Source organism: Pseudoalteromonas sp. 4NS20-0020 (assembly GCF_057554385.1).
In genome coordinates this window covers 62,122-82,184 of sequence record NZ_BAAJMI010000008.1, presented here as the reverse complement: position 1 = coordinate 82,184, position 20,063 = coordinate 62,122, and the positions used below count along the sequence as shown (strand labels likewise).

Here is a 20,063-nt window from a genome sequence, read left to right as displayed (position 1 = left end):
ACTGAGACACCTATGCATAACGAATTAAAAGACAGCTACCAAAAAATTATAACCGCCGTAGGCGAAGACGCTGAACGCGAAGGTTTATTAGACACACCAAAACGTGCTGCAAAAGCAATGGAATACCTAACACAAGGGTATCGCCAAACGCTTGATGAAATTACTAATAATGCCGTATTTACCTCTGATGCAGACGACATGGTACTTGTGCAAGATATAGAACTTTACTCTATGTGTGAGCATCACTTGCTACCATTTATTGGGCGCTGCCATATTGCTTATATTCCAAACGGCAAGGTGCTGGGGTTATCTAAATTTGCGCGTATTGTTGATATGTTTTCGCGTCGTTTTCAAATACAAGAACAGTTAACACATCAAATTGCCAAAGCCGTTGAAGAAGTGACTGGTGCAAAAGGTGTAGGCGTTATTGTTGAAGCTAAGCACATGTGCATGATGATGCGCGGTGTAGAAAAGCAAAACTCAAGCATGCGTACATCAGTAATGCTGGGTAACTTTAGAAGCGACCCTAAAACACGCAACGAATTTTTGCAGCTTATTAAAGGGTAATCTATGGCCAACGCAATTATTAATGTTACTAACTTACGCTTACGTACATTTATTGGTTTTAATCCTGAAGAGCGTGAAAAAAAGCAAGACGTAGTGATCAACCTTGAGATTCACTACCCTGCCGACAACGCATGTAAAACCGATGAAGTAGACCAAGCACTTAACTATAAAGTGATCACCAAAGAGGTGATTAGTTTAGTTGAGCAAGGACACTTTTTATTGCTAGAAAAGCTAGTCGCTGAAATTCTTGCTGTTTGTCATTCACACCCGAGTGTAAATTATGCCAAAGCCCGTGTAGATAAACCGCATGCGCTTCGCTTTGCTGACTCTGTATCGTTAACACTTGATTGGAAAAAGTAGTGTGCTTATAGCTTAAATAAGAGCTTCTACTCCCACGGCAAGGGCAATAACCGCTAAATAGCGTGCGCCTTTGCCAAGTGTTACTAAAAGTAAAAACACGCTAAACCTCACTTTAAAAATACCGCCAATAACTGTTAATGGGTCGCCAACAACAGGCAGCCATGCAAACAATAAGCTGTATACGCCATATTTATTAAACTGATTTTGTGCTTTTTCAAGCCCTTGTTCTGATACCGGAAACCACTTTTTATGTTTAAAACGTAAAACTTGCGTGCCTAACCAGTAGTTAACACAGCTTCCCAATACATTACCTAGTGTTGCAACCAACCATAAAAGCCAAAGGTTAACCTGGCTTTGTGTGATCATTCCCACCATGATCACCTCCGAAGAACTCGGCAATAGCGTAGCTGAAATAAATGCGCTTAAAAACAGCGTTAGATAAAGCATAATAACCTTGCGGGGAAAGGTAAAACCCCAGCCTTAGGCTAGGGTCTGTTTATATAAATAATTGAGCGTTTATTTTATCAAATTTAAACTCAGTGGATAATTAAACTCTTTACCTTCATTGGCTTTAATACTCGCTAAAACCACCATAATAAAAGAAAAGATAGCCACAATTGGTAATAAAATTACACCGATCACAACAAACATCAATACAAAACAAATAATATAGGCAATTGCCATGGTTATCTGAAAATTAAGCGCTTTTTTACCGTGCTCATTAACCATTTGCATTTCATCTTTTTTAATTAACCAAATAATTAATGGTCCTATTATTGAACCAAACGGCACAATAAATCCAGCAAACGCGCTTAAATGGCACAACATTGCCCATGTGCGCTCATCTTTATTTACTACTTTAACCTGTTGATTTTCTTCCATAACACAATCCTATAATTTTTATAATGCGGTTTAATTATACACAGGTCTATAAATTTTCTGGCGTATTTATTTACAAAAATCACAGCCTACATTCCTGTGATAAAAAAGTGATAAGTTTGTGAGAGTTTCTGGAGACGATTGTTCAATACTTATCTCGAATCATCACTTACAGGAAATAAAAAATGAAAGCTTCAACTTTTACACTTGCAACTCTTTTAGCGGTAGCTAGCCAGTCAACCATGGCTGCAGAGTTAGACTTAACAATAACCAACCTTACCCAAGGCATTCACTTCACTCCGCTACTCGTTACAGCACACAACAGTGAAGATAAGCTTTTTGAAGTTGCAACTGAAGCTTCTACCGCATTACAAACAATGGCTGAAGGCGGCAACATTGCTGAACTAATGGCACAAGCCACTGCAGCTGGTAGCGATATGGCTGCAAACCCAGCAGAAGGTCTATTAGCACCATCGTCATCAACCATGACAACACTAATGACGACAGACGGTAACGATTACTTATCAGTGACCGCTATGTTACTACCTACAAACGATGGCTTTGTTGGCCTTGATAGCTGGAAAATACCAACCGAAGCCGGTACCTACACAGTTTATTTAAATGCATACGATGCGGGCACTGAGCAAAATAATGAGCTCGTGGTTGAAGGTTCTGGAGCACCTGGTACGCCAGGTATTCCTGCAGCACCAGGTGGTGATGCGGGTACAGGTGGCGCAGGCTTAACAAGCACCGATAGCAACATTAATGTGCATATTCACCCTGGTACACTAGGTGACGACGACTTAACCGCTGGTAATAGTGATTTAAGCAACACGGTTCACAGATGGTTAAACCCTGTAGCTAAACTAACCGTTACGGTTAAGTAGGAGCGTAATCATGGCATCTTTAAATAACTTTAAAAAAAGCATCGTGGTTGTTGCACTTGCAGCTTCACTTGCAGCCTGTGGCGACAACGACAGTAACGATCCTGTTCAAGTTGTCACACCGCCGACTCCTGAGCCTGTAAGCTATACATTTGATGTAACCGTCAGTAATTTAACCGCAGGGCAGCCACTATCGCCTATTGCCATTATTGCACATACAGAAGGCACACTTTGGCAAATAGGTAGTCCTGCATCGGTTGCATTAGAAACAATGGCTGAAGGAGGCGACAACAGCCAACTACTTGCATTAGAAAACGCCATTGCAAATGCATCAAGCGAAGGCGCTGTTGGACCTGGCGTAAATACCACGATTACATTAACGACAGACTCACTTGAAGCACTCAAGCTTTCACTTGCCACTATGATGGTGAACACAAATGATGGATTTACCGGTCTTAGTGCTTTAGACGTATCTTCATTAGCCGTGGGTGACTCTTTAATTCGCACCACTGTTGCTTATGATGCAGGTACTGAAGCAAATACAGAAGCAGCTGGTACGATACCCGGTCCTGCTGATGGCGGAGAAGGTTTTAATGAAGCCCGTGATGATGTTAATTTTGTAGCAAGACACCCAGGTGTAGTTACAAATGAAGATGGCTTATCTAGTTCAGTACTTAGCCCTGAACATAAGTTTGATAACCCATTAGCAAAAGTGGTTATTACCCGCACTCAGTAATTCGTTTATCAGTATTGACCTTGATATACCAGCTTGTAATGGGGAAGTAGGGGCGCACGGAAGCCCCCTTTTTTTTACGAGGATAAACAATGCGTCATGAAAAATTACTCATAGTTGAAGACGACAGAGAAATTGGTAAGTTAATTACCACACAGCTTACATCGCTAAATTTACATGTGGATCATGTTATAAGTGCTGAACTGGCTCTAAAAAAAATTGCCAAGCATCCGTACGGGCTTATTTTACTGGATATAAACCTGCCGCAAATGGATGGATTAAGTTTATGTCGTAAAATAAAAGAGCACTACCCAACTACCTCCGTTATTTTACTCACCGCACTAAGTAGTGACATGGATAGGGTTATTGGCCTAGAAATGGGCGCAGACGACTATATTTGTAAACCCTTTTTTGCACGTGAACTACAGGCCAGAGTAAAAACCCAACTTCGACACAGAGCACAGTTACTCGCCAGCCAAAATACCGATGAACCCTCTGTTGCAAGTGAACAAACCCTTAAAGTTGGCTCATTAAACATTGAGTTTGACTCTCATCAAGTGTATTTAGCCGAACAGGCAATTAACCTAACTGCCACCGAGTTTGATTTGCTGGTGTATTTTGCACGCCACCCTAACCATGTATTTAGTCGCCAGCAACTACTTGATAAAGTCTGGGGCTACCAACATAGCGGTTACGAACATACTGTTAATTCACATATTAATCGGTTACGCGCAAAGCTTGAATTGCACCAATCGACACCTATTATAGAAACCGTTTGGGGTGTGGGATACAAACTCAATCCAAGCCAACTTAATTAAGATTTTTATTATGAGACTTTCTTTGTACCAAAAATTAGCAGTGTCGTTAGCCGTTATTTTTTGTTTTATTTGCGCGCTGGTTTATAGCTGGAGTAAACAGCTAGAACTCAACTCTAAACATCATGGAGAACAAAATTTACATTTAGCGCTAGCTGAGCATTTAGTACAAGATAACCCATTGATAAAAGAAGGCGTATACGATTACGAAGCCCTTGAAAACCTATTTCATACCTTAATGTTACTCGGCCCCGCCTTTGAATTTTACTTTGTAGACGAAAACGGAAAAATATTAACTTACTCCGCAGAACCCGGAAAAGTGAAGCGTACACATATTAATTTAACGCCATTAAAGCACCTTATAGCTAACCCAAGTGCTACACCAGTTTATGGCGACAACCCAAGAAACCCTGATCAACAAAAAATATTTTCTGTGGCGCCTGTTTTTAATAACAACACATTGCAAGGGTATTTATATGTGATTATTGGTGGTGAGGCATACGACACCTCTCTTAATCATATAAAAAGTAACGACTCGTTATTATTGGCTGCCATATGGTTAGGCTCAGCACTCGTTTTTTTATTTATTGCGATGCTTATTTTACTGCGATTTTTTACAAACCCTATTCAACGCCTTGCAAAAGATGTAAGCAAAATTGAGGCTGCAAACTACAGCCTAAACGACACAAAACTGAGTATTTATTCAACTCAAAAAAGTAATGAAGTCCATAGCTTAAGCCGAACTATTCAAGCAATGCTCACACGTATAAATGAGCAATTTAAAGCACTAGAGCAAGGCGATAAACAACGCAAAGAGCTACTTACTCACTTATCTCATGACTTACGTACACCACTGGCTTCGTTACAAGGTTTTTTAGAGGTGTTAAATCAGTCAGGTGACAAACTAAGTGCGCAAGAGCAGCAAGAGTACTTGCAAGTATCACTGAATAACTGTGGTCAACTTAAGCAACTAATAGAGCAAATTTTTGAACTCGCACACCTCGAAAATGGCGAAATAAGTATTAACAAAGAAACATTTAACCTAGGTGAACTTATTTACGATTGTATTGCTAAGTTTAGTTTGGCCGTAGAGAAAAAAGGCATTAATTTATCGGTTGAGCCAGAAATTTGTGACTTTCCTGTCATTGCCGACATAGCCAAACTTGAGCGTGTTTTAAGTAACTTAATCGATAACGCAATTAGGCATACCCCGCGTGACGGCAGTATTGCTGTACGTGTAAAACGCGGTGATGACAATCAATTATTTGTGCAGGTTTCTGATACCGGCGTGGGTATTAAACACGAAGAGTTAAATGCCATTTTTGATCCTCATTACCAAGCTAGTAATTCTAACAAAGCCGGCCGACAACAAGGGGGATTGGGCCTTGCTATTTGCCGCGGGCTATTAAAGCTCATGGACAGTGAAATAAATGTACAAAGTGAACTAGGCAAAGGCACCATGTTTAGCTTTAATTTGCCACAAAAAAAGGCGTAACTTAACGTTACGCCTTAGCTCATTACTTAGTTGAATTGTGGGACCGCTGACCTTTGCAAATTAAATAAACAGCCCCTAGGGTTTGTTATTTTTTTATACCCGCTAAATCAAGCATAAATGCATAATTTAACGCGGCATCTTCTAAGCGTTTAAAACGGCCAGAAGCACCGCCGTGCCCGGCTTCCATATCTATTTTAAATAATAGTTTATTATCATCTGTTTTGTAGTCACGCAGCTTAGCAACCCATTTTGCTGGCTCAAAATATTGAACCTGTGAATCGTGTAAGCCTGTAGTAACTAACATATTAGGGTAGTCTTGCTTACTGACTTGATCGTACGGTGAATACGACAACATATAATCGTAATATTCTTTCTCGTTAGGGTTACCCCACTCGCCATACTCGTTAGTTGTAAGCGGAATCGTTTCATCCAGCATAGTGGTAACCACATCAACAAACGCAACCTGTGCAACCATGCCTTTATAAAGCTCAGGGGCTTGGTTTGCCACTGCACCCATTAATAGTCCACCCGCACTGCCGCCTTGTGCAAATATGCTGTCTTTTGCACCATACTTTTGCTCAACTAATGACTTAGTTACATCTACAAAGTCGTTAAACGTGTTCTTTTTGGTAAGTAGCTTACCTGCTTCGTACCACGGGCGACCTAACATTTGCGAACCACGTACATGGGCAATTGCAAATACAAAACCACGGTCAAGCAACGTTAATCGTGCAGACGAAAAGCTCGGATCCATTGTTGCACCATACGAACCATAACCGTATTGCAATAATGGGTTAGTGCCATCTTTTTTAAATAACTCTTTTCGATACACCAAACTCACCGGTACTTCTACGCCATCGCGTGCTGTTACAAAAATACGTTCTGAGGCATAGTTGTCTGCGTTAAAGTCACCTAATACTGTTTGTTGTTTTAATAATGTTTTTTCGCCAGTGGCCAAATTAACATCATAAGATGAACCCGGCGTCGTCATACTGGTGTAGTAAACACGCAGCGTATCGCTGTCTAATTCGTTATTACCGTACGCATTAATTGTATATGCACTGTCGTTAAAGCTTAGTGGTAACTCTTTGCCCGATGTTAAATTACGCGCAATCAGTGTTGATTGGCCCATTTTGCGTTGTTGGTATACTAAGAAGTCATCAAACAACTCAACACCTTCGAGTTTAATACCCTCACGCGCAGGGATCACGCTTTGCCAATTTGCTTTATCACCGGCTTTATCAATATCTACTTTCATAAGCTGAAAGTTAACGGCATTTAAATTAGTAACAATGTAATAAGTATTGCCTAATTTGGAAATGCTGTATTCAAGGTTGGCTTCACGTTCAATTAAGCGCTTAGGCTTAGCGTTTACATCATTTGCATTAAGTACTGACAAACCCGATGCATCAGTACTGCTATGCCAAATATAAATTTCTGAGCCGTCTTTGCTCTTGCTCATACCTGTGTAATAGCTTGTGTCTGTTTCTTCGTAAACAAGCTCGTCATCGCTTTGTGGTGTACCAAGCGTATGACGATAAACCTGATACCCAAGTAAGGTTTGCGCGTCTTTTTTGATGTAATAGACTGTTTTATTGTCGTTCGCCCACACAACATAACCACTGGTGCCTTCAAGCGTGTCGTCTAATAATTTACCAGTGCTTAAATCCTTAATTTTTATGTTGTAAACACGGCGACTCACCGTATCTTCCCCATACGCCATTAAGTTGTCATTTGGGCTGACATTTAGGCCACTCACCGCAAAATAGTCATGACCTTTAGCCAATTCATTTACGTCTAAAATAACTTCCTGATCGGTGCCTGCAAAATCACTACTGCGTAAGTAAGTAGCGTACTCATTATCGCCGCGAGTTTGCGACGAGTAATAGTACTGGCCGTCTTTTACCGGAACAGAGTCATCATCTTTTTGAATTCGCCCTTTAAGCTCTTCAAATAAACTACTTTGTAATTTTTTAGTATGCGCAAGCATAGCGTCAGAATACGCATTTTCGGCTTCTAAGTAGTTAATAATCTCAGGTGCTTTTCGCTCGTCATCTCTGAGCCAGTAGTAATTATCGATACGTGTATCGCCATGAATGGTCATTTCATGGGGTACTTTTTTAGCAATTGGTGCAACCGCTGTTACAGCTTGAGCTGACTCAACTTGAACCGTATTTTTTTGAGTTTCTTCGGGGGCTTTATTACACCCGCTTAAAATAGCAAGCGAGAGTGCAGCAAGTGCAAAGGGAGTACGTGTCATCAGGCAAAGTCCTTATTATTTTTGTTACCTAAATATACCTAAAATTAATACCTTTTGTGATTTAGTTTGTGAAGCTATGTAAAAAGGGAGCCGAAGCTCCCTTTAATTTAGTACTTAATCATTTTTAAGCTTACTTTTGCTTACGACGACGCATGAATGCGAACGGTGCTACTAGAAGCGTTAACCAAGCTAATGAACCTGACGAACTTTTCTTCTCTGGCTCTGGAATAACAACTGCCGGAGGTACTACTGCAGTTACATTAACAGTTACAGTTACAGGCTCAGAAACATTGCCTCGAATATCAATCGCAACAACTTCCATTTCAGCAGTAGTATCACCTGCTAGCATGTTGGTGTCAGCAACCACAATTTGACCTTGCTCATCAACACCTAATCCAATATTTGTGTTTGATTGAACGTAGTACTCAGAAACCGCTAAATCAAACTCGGCTTCTTCAATTGTAAGCGCACCAACTACTGTACCATCGGCTGCATCTTCAGAAACTGAGAATTCACCACCCACTAAGATAGGCGCCTCAATAGCTGGTAATGCAAGCTCTTCACTTGTCATTGCTTTAATGATGTTAGTGCCAGCACCTTGAGATAAAACAAATGGACCACTTGCAGATACCATTGCTTTTTCGCCAGGTAGAAGTGAAACAACGGCTTCGCCAGTTTCAAGCGAAGTCATTTGAACTTCTGGCTGAACACCAAATACCACTGAGCCAGTTACACTGTCTGTCTCAGAGAAAACACCTGACTGGTAGCTTGGGTAACCAACAGATACTCTAAAGTTCATTGGCTGACCAAGTAACGACCCATCAATATTCATTAGCTCAGAACAACCAGTAAATGTGATTGTATCCTCACCTGCTGAATGAAGAAGTGGTGTACCCCATGCCCAACCATCATTACCAGCACCGTCAGTAGTACCAATTAATGTACGGCTACGGCCTGGTGAAGCCGTTGTACGGCCACGGTCATTTAAGTTTTGTAAGAACTGATCAGCAACACCATCATTATCTGTATCAATTTCAACTCTGTAACCAGCTTGGAAAGTGTGCGTTAGCGGGTCACGTAATTGAATTGATGAAGTGATGTAAATACCTGAATCACAGAAGTCTGCACCAAATGCAGAGAATGTGCTCGACAGAATATTATACTCAGCCTCTTCCATTGTTTTCTCTGTGCCTACTGCAATGATGCTTTCGGCTTGAGGAGTGATTTCAGTCTGACCCGTATTTTCAAGTACTAGTGCAACTTTATTGTCAATTAGCTCGGCAGTATAACTTAGCTCTGTCGCTGCTTTCGGCATTGCATGATACACGACGTGTAAATCGTGAGTTGTATCTGTTGACGCATCATCAAATACTAACGCACCATCAAACTCAATCGATGTTAGTGCAGCACTGCGAGCAGCAATGTCATCAGCACTAAATGGATTCTCTAATTCCCATGCAGGTAGTTTACTTGGGTCAACCATCATTGTGATATCAAAGTTTACTGCTTGCCCAGCTGGAATTGTTACTGATTCTGGGAAATCCCAGCTAACAGCTTCAGTTTTTTCGTCGCTTTCGTAACGTGCTTCAGTACGAAGGTTATATGTTTTCGCTTCAGCAGAGAAGTTTTTAACAGTGACCGTTTTAGTGATAGAACCGGCTTCTGCAAGGCTCACTAAACCATAAGAAAGGGCAGCTTGTTTTGTATCAAACTCAGCATTATGTACCCATGCTGCAACAGGTAAGTTCACAGCTTTAGTCACATCAACTAAACCAGCACCAATCATACTAATAGGTGCCAGCTCTGAATCAGGATTGATAGCCAATGGCTCGTTAGTAACTTCAAGGTTTGCCGCGTTCATAATAGTGGCTTTAATTTCAAACGCATTACGGTTTGGGTGAGCCTCACGGATCATTGCAACCGCACCGGCTGTAATTGGACCTGAGAACGAGGTACCTGACACAGGGTTAGTACCTGTTTGAGTTCCTGTTGCTGCTACGACAATGCTCGTACCTGGCGCTGTAATTTCTGGTTTAAGTAAACCATCCATAGAAGGGCCACGTGAAGAGAATGTTGCCACAGCACCCGCAGTCGTTTTAATCTCAACACTAATATCAAATGTTGCAGGGCCGCCAGCTTCTAGCTGTGCTTTCAGTGCAGCACCCGCTTCAAAATTAATCCCGACGTTTTTAATAGTTACGTCAGCATCAAAACCACCCATTGGGGCTGGTGTGCCATCGTCAACGTTATTTGCAATAAATACAAACTCTGCACCTTTAGCTTGTGCGTTTAGTACTTTTTGTGTAAATGCACAGGCACCACGATCTATTAGTACCGCTTTACCTGTAAAGTCAACATCGTCTGCAAAAGCGTCACAGCCGTTTTGATTTGCTGTAGGGTATACTAAATCAATATCAGCACCTGATAGGGTAAAGCCATCTTGTGGGCCAAAACCTGACGCTTGAATATCGCCTTCAACGCCTGCAACTGTTCCACTTGCAATACCAACTTCTGTTGTTGGATGTGTCATTGCACCAACAGATAAGGCATTAGGAGTTGTACTTGGGCCACCAACACGGAATGGGTTATCACCATCGTTACCGGCAGAAATTACCATGTTAACACCTAATTCAACAGCACGTTGAACTAGGTATTGTGTACCACCACCAGTGTAAGTATCACCAAATTCACCACCAAGAGACATGTTCATCACGTCAACACGATCTGAAATATCGCCATCACCGTTAGGATCCATTGCAGCCTCTAATGCAGCTGCTTGTGCTGCACTTGGACAACCACCGCCACATACAGAATATGCGTATAGCTCAACCTCTGGTGCAATACCGTTTACAGAGTTTGCAGATGATGTACCATGATTTGTTGGATCACCTGTTGACGGTGAATTTGCAGCATCATTTTCAATTGGATCTGCATCATCACGAATAAAGTCATAGCCACCTTGTACAATGCCTTGCGGCCATGTAACTGTTGTAGGATCTTCTTGTGCCGCTAGGTATGCTTCAACAGTACCCGCACCGCCAAATGCTACGTGAGTATAATCAATACCTGTATCTAGTACTGCAACGCGCTGACCTTTACCACTTACAATACCATCAGTAATTAATGGTTTAGCGTTAATATAATCAGAGCTTGCTGCAACGTGAAGTTCACGGTCAAACATTGGTAATACTTTTGCAACGCGATCATCTTTTGCAATCTGCTTTAAAGCTTCAGGTGTTGCTTGAACTATTAACGTTGGAGCAAGAATCTTTGTTTTGCCAATTACTTTTGCATCAAAATCTAAGTTACTCAACTCTGCAGTCATTATGTCTTGAAGCTGCTCAACCTGAGCTGTTATTTCACGGCTACTTGAAGCCTGATAAGTTCCAGCTGATACTGCATCCACAGATGTTGTTGCTTTAAGAACGATCATATGAGCTGAAGGCTCTTTTTTGTCTGCTGCAACTTCAACTACTTGTTCTACTTGTTTGTAGTTAATATTTGCTTTTGGTAATTCAGCGGCACTTGCAAGTGTTGCCACAAATGCGCTAGAAACAGCCGTCGCTATCGCTGTCTTTTTTATTATATTGTTACTCATGAGTTCCCCTAGGATATTTTATGTATTATTGTAGTCACATTAATAAAGCAAATTACAATGTATGGACGAATATAAAACGTTCATCCCCCACCAAGCAACACTTTGGTTACAAATAAGCATTAAGCACATAAAAAAAACAATCAAATAAGCACCAAGCAACTGATATAAATGAATAAAACCACATTTCACTTTTGTGAATATTTGTAAACAAAAGCTGCATAATAACTAGGTACTTTATGAATAATGATGTGATCAACATTTTAACTATGGCTAAAGTAATACAAACAGCTGTTGCACCAGTGTTTTTAATAACGGGTATTGCTGCAACACTTGGCGTTTTATCAAACCGCTTGGCTCGTATTACCGACCGTGCGAGGCAATTGGAACGCAAACTAAAAGTAAGCACCGATGAAGATTTTAATAAATCACTCGCAACAGAGCTTCGTGCGTTATTAAAACGCTCCCGTTGTATACACATAGCCTTTAGTTTAAGTGTTTTGAGCGCTTTGCTTGTATGCGCAGTGGTTATGCTGTTATTTTTGTCGCACATTCAATCCATAAACTTAGGCGTTACTATCGCTAGTTGTTTTGTGGCAGCTATGGCGCTGTTAATATGCGCGTTTATGTCGTTATTAGGTGAGGTTTTCTTAGCAACTCGCAGTATGCGGCGAGGAATGATATTTGCTGACATTGATATAAACGATTAACTTTTAGTTAATTTTTCTGTATTAGCTTGAATAAAACCAACAGCTAAGATACAAAGCAATAGTCAAAAAATAGTTAACAGGGGCAATAATATGAAATTTAAAAAAATTCTAGCGGGTGCGTTATTAACAACATGCGCGCTGAGTGTATCTGCAAACTCTGCGTTTAAAGAGCCAAGCGATGCTATTGAATACCGTCAAAGTGCATTTTCTATGCTATCAGTTCAAATTGGTGATATGGGCGCAATGCTTAAGGGCAAGGTTCCATTTGATGCAGAGCAATTCAAAATGCGTGCAAATAACGCAGCAGCGCTTTCAAAAATGCCTTGGGAAGCGTTTTACGCAGGAACAGACAAAGGCGATACATCGGCACTAGCTGCTGTTTGGTCTGAAAATACGGTATTTGTTGAAAAAGCCAATGCGTTTGCCGCAAACGCAGACAAACTTGCTCTAGCTGCCCAATCTGGCGACAAAGCGGTTATTGGTAAAGCCTTTGGTGCTTGGGCGAAAGGTTGTAAAGATTGCCACAAGCAATTTAAAGACTAATTAAAAAACATAATAAAAATAAAAAAGGACTGAGTGTTAACACTCAGTCCTTTTTTATTGTTTAGCAAAAATTAGCTATCAACAGACACTTCTACACTTCTTCGTTTAAAAATACGTCGGTAAGTGTTTTTAAATAATGCCCCAATATCACCTAATATAATGTACAAACAAGGTACAAGAATAAGCGTAATTAAGGTTGCAAACATAACTGCAAATCCCAGCGCAACTGCCATAGGTATTACAAACTTAGCCTGTAGGCTGGTTTCAAACATAATAGGCAACACACCAGCAAACGTAGTGATTGAGGTGAGTAATATTGCTCTAAAACGCGCACAGCCGGCTTCAATTACGGCATTTTTAACACTAACACCTTGCTTACGTACCTGGTTTACATAGTCGGTCATAACCAAGGAGTCATTAATTACAACGCCCGCTGCAGCAATAAGACCAAAGCCAGACATTAAGCTCATATCCAAATCAAACCAGTAGTGCCCCCAAATAGCCCCCGTTAAGCTAAACGGAATAACCGACATTACAATAAGCGGTTGTGAATAGCTTTTTAGTGGTACAGCAAGCAGTATATAAACTAGTATCATGCCTCCAATAAAAAACAACATTTGCTCATTGGCTTGCGCCTGTTGCTCCTCAATAGCACCACCAAGTTCTGATTTAACGCTTGGGTATTCTTCTTTAAGCTGTGGTAATAGGTTTTCTTTTACCTGTTTAACCACTTCGCCCGGCTCAATTTGCTCTTCATCAATACTGCCGTACACATAAACAGTTCGATAGCCACCTTCACGGCGAATGTAGCTAATACCGGGAGTTTCGGTTAGCTCAACCACATCACCCAATAACACTTCGCGCCCTGTTGGTGTAGTCACCACTGTATGTTTAAGTGATGAAAATGCTTCGCGTGTGAGTTTAGGGTAACGAACCATCACACGGACTTCTTCACCATTTCTAATTACGCGTTGTGCTTCGCCACCATAAAAGCTAGCACCAACTTGATTGGCAATGCTGGCAAGATCTAACCCCAAATCAAAGGCAACGGGTTTTAAACTCATTTGCACTTCTTTACTGGCAGGATCTATGGTTGAGCTTATATCAAACAAGCCTTCTTGCTGTTGGAGCAATTGAATAAAACGGCGCCCAGCTTCGTTTAATGTATCGATATCAGACCCAAATAGAAGGTAACCAAACTCGCCACCACCGTTGCCGCCACCGCCGCCTACGTCGTCTTGAATAGTTAACGATTTAACACCTGCAATATTAGGCATGGCTTCACGCCAACGGCGCGATAATTCAAACGCATCGTAAGGACGTAAGTCTTCATCAACTAATGGGGCTAATAATTGCGCCTCTGTGCGGCCTTGGTTAAACACGAGTAAATCGCGGATAATTTTTTGACCTGTTTGACGCTCTGTTTCTTTATCTACCTCAAGCACCATCGCTTCTATTTCACGAATAGCATTAATAGTTTGAATGTCGGATACGTTGTCATTCATTTCAATATTAATTTGTGGGAAATCATGCGGTACTTTAGGTGAAGGAATAGTGCGCACCTGATTTGAAGCAATTAATGCAAAAGTCACGACTAATAAAGCAATAAAACTAAATAAAACAGTCCAACGCCATTCAACACACTTAGAAACAAAACGTTTATATGGGCCGTTTACAAAACCAAAAAAGCGGGTATTAAATCTATCTCGCCAGCCACCTTTTTTAATAGGAGTAAAATGTGTATGTGCAATATGCGCAGGTAGTATGAGCTTCGATTCAATTAAGCTAAATACCAAACATAGCATTACAACAACAGCAATACCGTAAAAAAAGGCACTTTCAGGGCCGCTCGAAAGCGTAAACGGCGCAAATACAGCAATGGTAGTAAGTACACCAAATGTCGCTGGGGTCGCTACACGCTTTGCACCTCGTACAACGTTATCGACACCGCCGCCACTTTTTTCAACCTCACTGTATGCGGCTTCGCCTATAACTATGGCGTCATCCACCACAATCCCTAGCACCATGATAAACGCAAATAACGAAACGATATTTATGCTAATACCAAATAGTGGCATCACCATCATCGCGCCTAAAAAGCACACTGGTAAACCTATCATTACCCACAATGCCAACTTAAAGCGTAAGAATAACGACAACATAATTGCGACTAAAATCGCACCTTGAAGAAGGTTTAATTTCATCATATCTAAGCGAGCATTTAGGTAGTACGTCATATCCATTAAAGGCTCTATACGCACACCCGGTGGGAGCTCTTTATTCTTTTTATCAATATACGCTTTAACCGATTCAGCTACCGGAATAATATTTTGTGATTGCGTTGCTTTTACTGATAAATAAACGGCATTTTCACCATTAAACTTAAAATAACGTTCACCTTCAGTAAATTGATCTTTAATTGTGGCAATATCTTGCAGTAAAACTTTGGCACCATACTCGCCAATTTTTACCGGAATTTGTCTAAATTCTTCGCCTGAATAAAATTGGTTTTCAACACGAACTGATATAACGCCCGCATCAGTTTTTAACTGACCTGCCGAAAAGTTAGCTGAGTAACGACGCACGGCATTCATAACATCTGAAATTGTTAAGTTGTACTGGCGTAATGTATCTGGGTCGATTTCAATCGCTATTTCATCAAGCGGTACATCATTGACCACAAGCGATACATTAGATAATTGCAGCAATTCATCTTCGATATTGTTTGCTATCGGCTTAAGCTCAAATAAAGGCAAGTCAGCAACCAGTGTCATGCCTATTACATCTTGTCTAAATTCAATCTGGCTTATGGTGACCGGTTCCATCCCAGCTGGAAAAGTAGCAATACCGTCAACACGCAATTTTACTTTATCAAGCACATCGGTAAGTTCTGCGTCTGTATGAATTTCAAGACTTGCAGAGCCGCCGTTTCTAAATGCGCGATACACGCCTTTTTTTATTTCGGTAATATCTTTAAGTGATTCTTCAATTTTTATAAGAATACTTTCTTCAATTTCCTGAGGAGAGGCACCTGGGTAATTAGCGTTTACGTTAATATAGTTAATTTCTATATTAGGAAACATTTGTCGCTGAATCGTTTTGTAGCTTAAAAAGCCCATAACGATAATAAACAACATCATTAAGTTTGCAGCAACCGAGTTATTAGCAAAATAAGCTATTAACCCTGTTTGTTTTGTTTGTGTTGATTCACTCATTGTATTACACCTTAAAGCTGTTGCGTATTTGAGGTGCTCACATCAGAGCTTTCAGGTGCCGGTTGCGCACCTGCTATTTTAACTTCCATTCCCTTTTGAGGGTATTCTGGTAACGTAACCACTAGTTTATCTTCAGCTTTTAGGCCACTACTAATATAGAAGTACTCGCCTTCTTCTCGTATTACCGTTACTTTTCTTGGTTCAAGGGTTTGGTTTTCACCAACTACCCAAACGGTTTGGTTGTTAACAAGCGCCTGGGGTAAACGATAGATATTATTTAATGTCGTACCGGCAAAATTAACCTGTACATAACTGCCAAATTTAATTGCTGGCTGCTTATTTTTAAGGCCATATGGGTCTTCAATTCGCACCACTAAACTGCTCATACGTGTTGCGTTATCTACAATACCTAAATCGCGGTCAATAACGCCTTCACGAGTAAAGCTATTAAGGCCTTTTTGAATAACTGTTGCGGTAATCCCTTTAATACGCTCAGGCAAAAACACACTATCAAAGCCTGCAATAGGAATAATTACTTCAGCAGTTTCTATATTGTTTAGCTCAGCGACTTGCGAGCCCATTGTCACGTATTGGCCCACACCTACATTACGGCTCACAATAAGTGCATCGTAAGGTGCTTTAACATCACAGTTTTCTAAATCTCGCTGCGCACGTTTTAATGCTGCTTGCGCTGATTTAACATTTGCTTGCGCACTAAGTACTTGAGGCTTGCGTAAAAATAAATCAGTACGCGCTTTACTTGGAAAGCGTTTTGCTTCGTCTTCAGCTACTTTTGCTTGCGCTTGTTCTTCAATTAAACCCGCTTGGGCACGAGCAAGTTCAGCTTCAGCCACAAGCACTGCAGCTTCGTAGTTATCTTTTTCAATCGAAAATAAGGTTTCACCACGTGCTACAACCCCACCGGCAACAAAGCTCGGATGCCAACTCAGTACCTCTCCCGATACCTGTGCAGACAGTTGTGTATTTTCCAGCGGCTTTACTTCGCCATAGCTGTTAATTACAACCTGATGGTCGTTAGCCGAAACCGGCTCAACTTGAACAGTAGGTCGCGTATCAACTAACGCTTTTTTTTCTTGTTCATTTGCAAGAGCGTTTATTGCTTTAAAACCAACAACTCCTATAGCAAGCGCAACAAATGGAAAAACCCATCTAAGTGAATTTGTTTGCATATCCTAATTACCCCAAATTTCTATTAACGCCATAATAACAGAGCTTAATTAAACAATTACGTGACATTTGTAAGCAACTGTTACAAATGTGCATTAATTATACTTCTCGTAATTAATTACTTAATTATAAATTAGATTATATAGCCATAAAATTATATTTTGTTACAAAATTTTACTATTTAAAATCAATACATTAAATAAAAAAGGTATTATTTCATCGATTTGTTGTACGAAACAAATTGAAATTACGTACAGTAAAAATAAATTAACAAACGAAAAGATGACATTATGAAACTAACCACCCTAACTCTTGCGCTCAGTATTGCTCTAAGCGGCCATGCTTTTGCCAATGACAAAAAAGACGAAAAAAAACCAAAAACATTAAGTGAAATGATCAAAGGTCAAACCGAATTTGCCGGTATATTTAACCTTTATCAGGACGAAAAAACGGGTAAGCACTTAATGGTCATTAACGAATCACAGCTTGATACTCCTTTCGTTTATTTTGCTCATACAGTTGATGGGGTGACTGATGCTGGACACTTTCGTGGATCTTACCGTGAAACCAAACTCATTGAGTTTAGAAAGTACTTCGACCGTATCGATATTATAAGTAAAACACCTCGTTATAAATTTGACGAAAACAGTGCCATTTCAAAAGCCAGCAATGCAAACATTAGTGAAGCCGTACTTGCGAGTATTAAAATAGAAAAAGAAGAAGACGGTAAAATTGCATTTAACGTCAATAAATTATTTTTAAGTGAAGCACTTCATAAAGTATCTCCTACTATAAATCCCGCAGATAAAAATGCGAAAAAACGTTTTAAAGTAGGCAAGCTAGACAGCAAAAAATCGCGCATTATTAAACAGCGTCCTTACCCTAATAACTTAGACGTTGTCGTAGATTACGTATTTACCAATGCAAGTCCAACCGTTCGTGGCTCTGGCGCAGTAAGTGATCCGCGTAGTGTTTCTGTGAAGGTTCAGCATTCATTTGTAGCACTCCCACAAAACAACTACCAACCTCGTTTAGACGATGCGCGCATTGGTTATTTCACAAACCAATTTGATCAAATGACGTCAACTGATTGGACGCCTTACGAAGATGTTATTAAGCGCTGGGATTTACAAAAGAAAGACCCTAGCGCTGCACTTTCAGAGCCTGTAAAACCAATTACATGGTGGATAGAAAACACCACGCCAATAGAGTGGCGCGACACAATTAAAGACGCTGTACTTGCATGGAACAGCTCTTTTGAAAAAGCAGGCTTTAAAAATGCCTTAGAAGTAAAAATACAACCTGATGATGCCGACTGGGATGCAGGCGACATTAATTACAATGTACTGCGTTGGACCTCATCGCCAAAACCACCATTTGGTGGCTACGGGCCTGCACTTGCCAACCCGCTAACAGGCGAAATACTGGGCTCAGACATTATGCTTGAGTTTGTATTTATGAAAAACCGCTGGATTTACGACACCCTTTATACACAAGGCGCTATGAGCCACAGCAATAGTACACATACTGGTGAATTAAACTGCTCATTAGGTCATGAAATTCAACAAAACCTTATGCTTGCAAAAGGCTTAGCTGCTGGCGATAGCATTGAAGAAAACGAAATGATACGCCAAGGGTTAACACAGCTTATTCTGCATGAAGTAGGTCATACATTGGGCCTTAACCACAACATGAAATCATCTATTTTATGGGATGAGAAAGAAGTCCACGATAAGAGTAAAACCCAAGGTATCGTAACAGGCTCAGTAATGGACTATGCACCGGCTAATATTGCACCAATTGGCATGCAGCAAGGGGATATTTTTCAAACTAAACCAGGCCCATACGACGACTGGGCTATTAACTACGGATACAGCGTAGCGCTGGCTGACGCATCTGCCGAGCAAGCTCGTCTTAGTAAAATTCTTGCGCGTTCTAGTGAGCATGCTTTAGCGTTTGGTAACGATGCAGACGATATGCGCGCGCCGGGCCGTCATATCGATCCCCGCGTAATGATTGGCGATTTATCATCAAACCCAGCAGCGTATGGTGCAGACCGTATGGCACTTATTAATAAACTGTTTACTGAGCTTAAAGATAAAGCCACTGTTGAAGGTGATTCTTACCAGCAACTTGTTACCTCAGCTAATAGCTTATTTGGTCAGTACAGATCGCAGGCAGGTATTGTATCTCGTCAAATTGGTGGGGTTTATGTAGAGCGTGCCGTTGTAGGTGATGCAAACGCCGACAAACCTTTCACCCCGGTGCCACTTGAAAAACAAACACAAGCCATGGAAATTCTAGCCGAGTACGTGTTTGCACCTGATGTGTTACAAAGCATGCAACCGCTTTATAACTTCATGCAGCAACAGCGCCGCGGGTTTAATCACTATGGTAAAAATGAAGACCCTAAACCTCACAAAATGATTTTAGGCATGCAAAAGTCTGTGCTTGCACAGCTGTTGCACCCAGCGGTTTTACTGCGTATTTCAGATACCGCTTTATACGGAAACGAATATAGCTTAAATCAATTTATGGGGGATTTAACCGCAAGTATTTTTGTTAAAGACGCAGAGGCCAGCTCAATCAGTCACAATTTACAAATTGAATATGTAAACCAACTGATTGCAATTGCGGGTTTAGGCAAACCAAGCAAGTTCGATAACCTCGCTAAAACAGCCGCGCTTTATCAGTTAACCGAAATAGCGGATACAAGCCTGTCATGGGGCGCAGATACTGCAGCCAAAGCCCATAAAAAGTATATTGATCGCTTAATTGCAAAAGCACTAGAAGCGTAAATAGTTGTAACAAAAAAAGGC

The 20,063-nt window shown here is 40.8% G+C and carries 15 protein-coding genes; 9 read left to right on the top strand and 6 right to left on the bottom strand.

The genetic code is table 11. From position 1 onward, the window contains the following. The first annotated feature begins 12 nt into the window (after positions 1-12). Both folE and folX read left to right on the top strand, forming a co-directional pair. The gene (gene folE / locus AC27JL_RS17780; RefSeq protein WP_010557916.1) at positions 13-567 is read left to right on the top strand and encodes a GTP cyclohydrolase I FolE; all 555 of its coding nucleotides are present in this window, start codon (positions 13-15) and stop codon (positions 565-567) included. A gap of 3 nt (positions 568-570) precedes the next feature. Continuing rightward, positions 571-927 carry a dihydroneopterin triphosphate 2'-epimerase gene (folX, locus tag AC27JL_RS17775; protein ID WP_006792490.1) on the top strand — a complete coding sequence of 119 codons (357 nt, stop codon included), beginning with the start codon at positions 571-573 and terminating at the stop codon, positions 925-927. Positions 928-939: 12 nt separating this feature from the next. Here folX and AC27JL_RS17770 read toward each other — a convergent pair whose 3' ends face one another. Together AC27JL_RS17770 and AC27JL_RS17765 are read right to left on the bottom strand one after the other, a co-directional pair. Next, positions 940-1,374, bottom strand: a complete 435-nt coding sequence (locus AC27JL_RS17770; protein WP_006792491.1) for a YqaA family protein — start codon at positions 1,372-1,374, stop codon at positions 940-942. Positions 1,375-1,443: 69 nt separating this feature from the next. Continuing rightward, the gene (locus AC27JL_RS17765; RefSeq protein ID WP_006792492.1) at positions 1,444-1,809 is read right to left on the bottom strand and encodes a DUF4870 domain-containing protein; all 366 of its coding nucleotides are present in this window, start codon (positions 1,807-1,809) and stop codon (positions 1,444-1,446) included. A gap of 182 nt (positions 1,810-1,991) precedes the next feature. On the opposite strand from AC27JL_RS17765, the gene AC27JL_RS17760 reads away from it, so the two are divergent. The 4 genes from AC27JL_RS17760 (at position 1,992) to AC27JL_RS17745 (ending at position 5,733) form a co-directional block, all read left to right on the top strand. Further along, positions 1,992-2,693, top strand: coding sequence for a spondin domain-containing protein (locus tag AC27JL_RS17760; protein WP_006792493.1), 702 nt, complete (start codon positions 1,992-1,994; stop codon positions 2,691-2,693). A 10-nt stretch (positions 2,694-2,703) separates the two neighbouring features. Beyond that, positions 2,704-3,426, top strand: a complete 723-nt coding sequence (locus AC27JL_RS17755; protein WP_487196234.1) for a spondin domain-containing protein — start codon at positions 2,704-2,706, stop codon at positions 3,424-3,426. An 89-nt stretch (positions 3,427-3,515) separates the two neighbouring features. Then, the gene (locus tag AC27JL_RS17750) at positions 3,516-4,241 is read left to right on the top strand and encodes a response regulator transcription factor (protein WP_006792495.1); all 726 of its coding nucleotides are present in this window, start codon (positions 3,516-3,518) and stop codon (positions 4,239-4,241) included. A gap of 10 nt (positions 4,242-4,251) precedes the next feature. Then, positions 4,252-5,733, top strand: coding sequence for a sensor histidine kinase (locus tag AC27JL_RS17745; protein WP_243532075.1), 1,482 nt, complete (start codon positions 4,252-4,254; stop codon positions 5,731-5,733). A gap of 85 nt (positions 5,734-5,818) precedes the next feature. Here the strand turns inward: AC27JL_RS17745 and AC27JL_RS17740 are convergent, their stop codons facing one another. Both AC27JL_RS17740 and AC27JL_RS17735 read right to left on the bottom strand, forming a co-directional pair. Then, on the bottom strand, positions 5,819-7,993 hold the full coding sequence (locus AC27JL_RS17740; RefSeq protein ID WP_487196233.1) for a S9 family peptidase: 2,175 nt from the start codon (positions 7,991-7,993) through the stop codon (positions 5,819-5,821). Positions 7,994-8,123: 130 nt separating this feature from the next. After that, positions 8,124-11,591 carry a S8 family serine peptidase gene (locus tag AC27JL_RS17735; protein WP_487196232.1) on the bottom strand — a complete coding sequence of 1,156 codons (3,468 nt, stop codon included), beginning with the start codon at positions 11,589-11,591 and terminating at the stop codon, positions 8,124-8,126. A 236-nt stretch (positions 11,592-11,827) separates the two neighbouring features. On the opposite strand from AC27JL_RS17735, the gene AC27JL_RS17730 reads away from it, so the two are divergent. Together AC27JL_RS17730 and AC27JL_RS17725 are read left to right on the top strand one after the other, a co-directional pair. Next, positions 11,828-12,298 carry a DUF2721 domain-containing protein gene (locus AC27JL_RS17730; RefSeq protein WP_276753420.1) on the top strand — a complete coding sequence of 157 codons (471 nt, stop codon included), beginning with the start codon at positions 11,828-11,830 and terminating at the stop codon, positions 12,296-12,298. Positions 12,299-12,388: 90 nt separating this feature from the next. Further along, positions 12,389-12,841 carry a c-type cytochrome gene (locus AC27JL_RS17725; RefSeq protein WP_008129412.1) on the top strand — a complete coding sequence of 151 codons (453 nt, stop codon included), beginning with the start codon at positions 12,389-12,391 and terminating at the stop codon, positions 12,839-12,841. Between the two features lie 71 nt (positions 12,842-12,912). Here the strand turns inward: AC27JL_RS17725 and AC27JL_RS17720 are convergent, their stop codons facing one another. Together AC27JL_RS17720 and AC27JL_RS17715 are read right to left on the bottom strand one after the other, a co-directional pair. Next, complete coding sequence (locus tag AC27JL_RS17720; RefSeq protein WP_138740925.1) at positions 12,913-16,056, bottom strand: efflux RND transporter permease subunit; 3,144 nt, start codon at positions 16,054-16,056, stop codon at positions 12,913-12,915. A gap of 11 nt (positions 16,057-16,067) precedes the next feature. Beyond that, on the bottom strand, positions 16,068-17,246 hold the full coding sequence (locus tag AC27JL_RS17715; RefSeq protein ID WP_487196231.1) for an efflux RND transporter periplasmic adaptor subunit: 1,179 nt from the start codon (positions 17,244-17,246) through the stop codon (positions 16,068-16,070). A gap of 288 nt (positions 17,247-17,534) precedes the next feature. Between AC27JL_RS17715 and AC27JL_RS17710 the strand changes: the two genes are divergently transcribed. Beyond that, the gene (locus AC27JL_RS17710) at positions 17,535-20,042 is read left to right on the top strand and encodes a zinc-dependent metalloprotease (RefSeq protein ID WP_424073037.1); all 2,508 of its coding nucleotides are present in this window, start codon (positions 17,535-17,537) and stop codon (positions 20,040-20,042) included. The last annotated feature ends 21 nt before the right edge of the window (positions 20,043-20,063 follow it).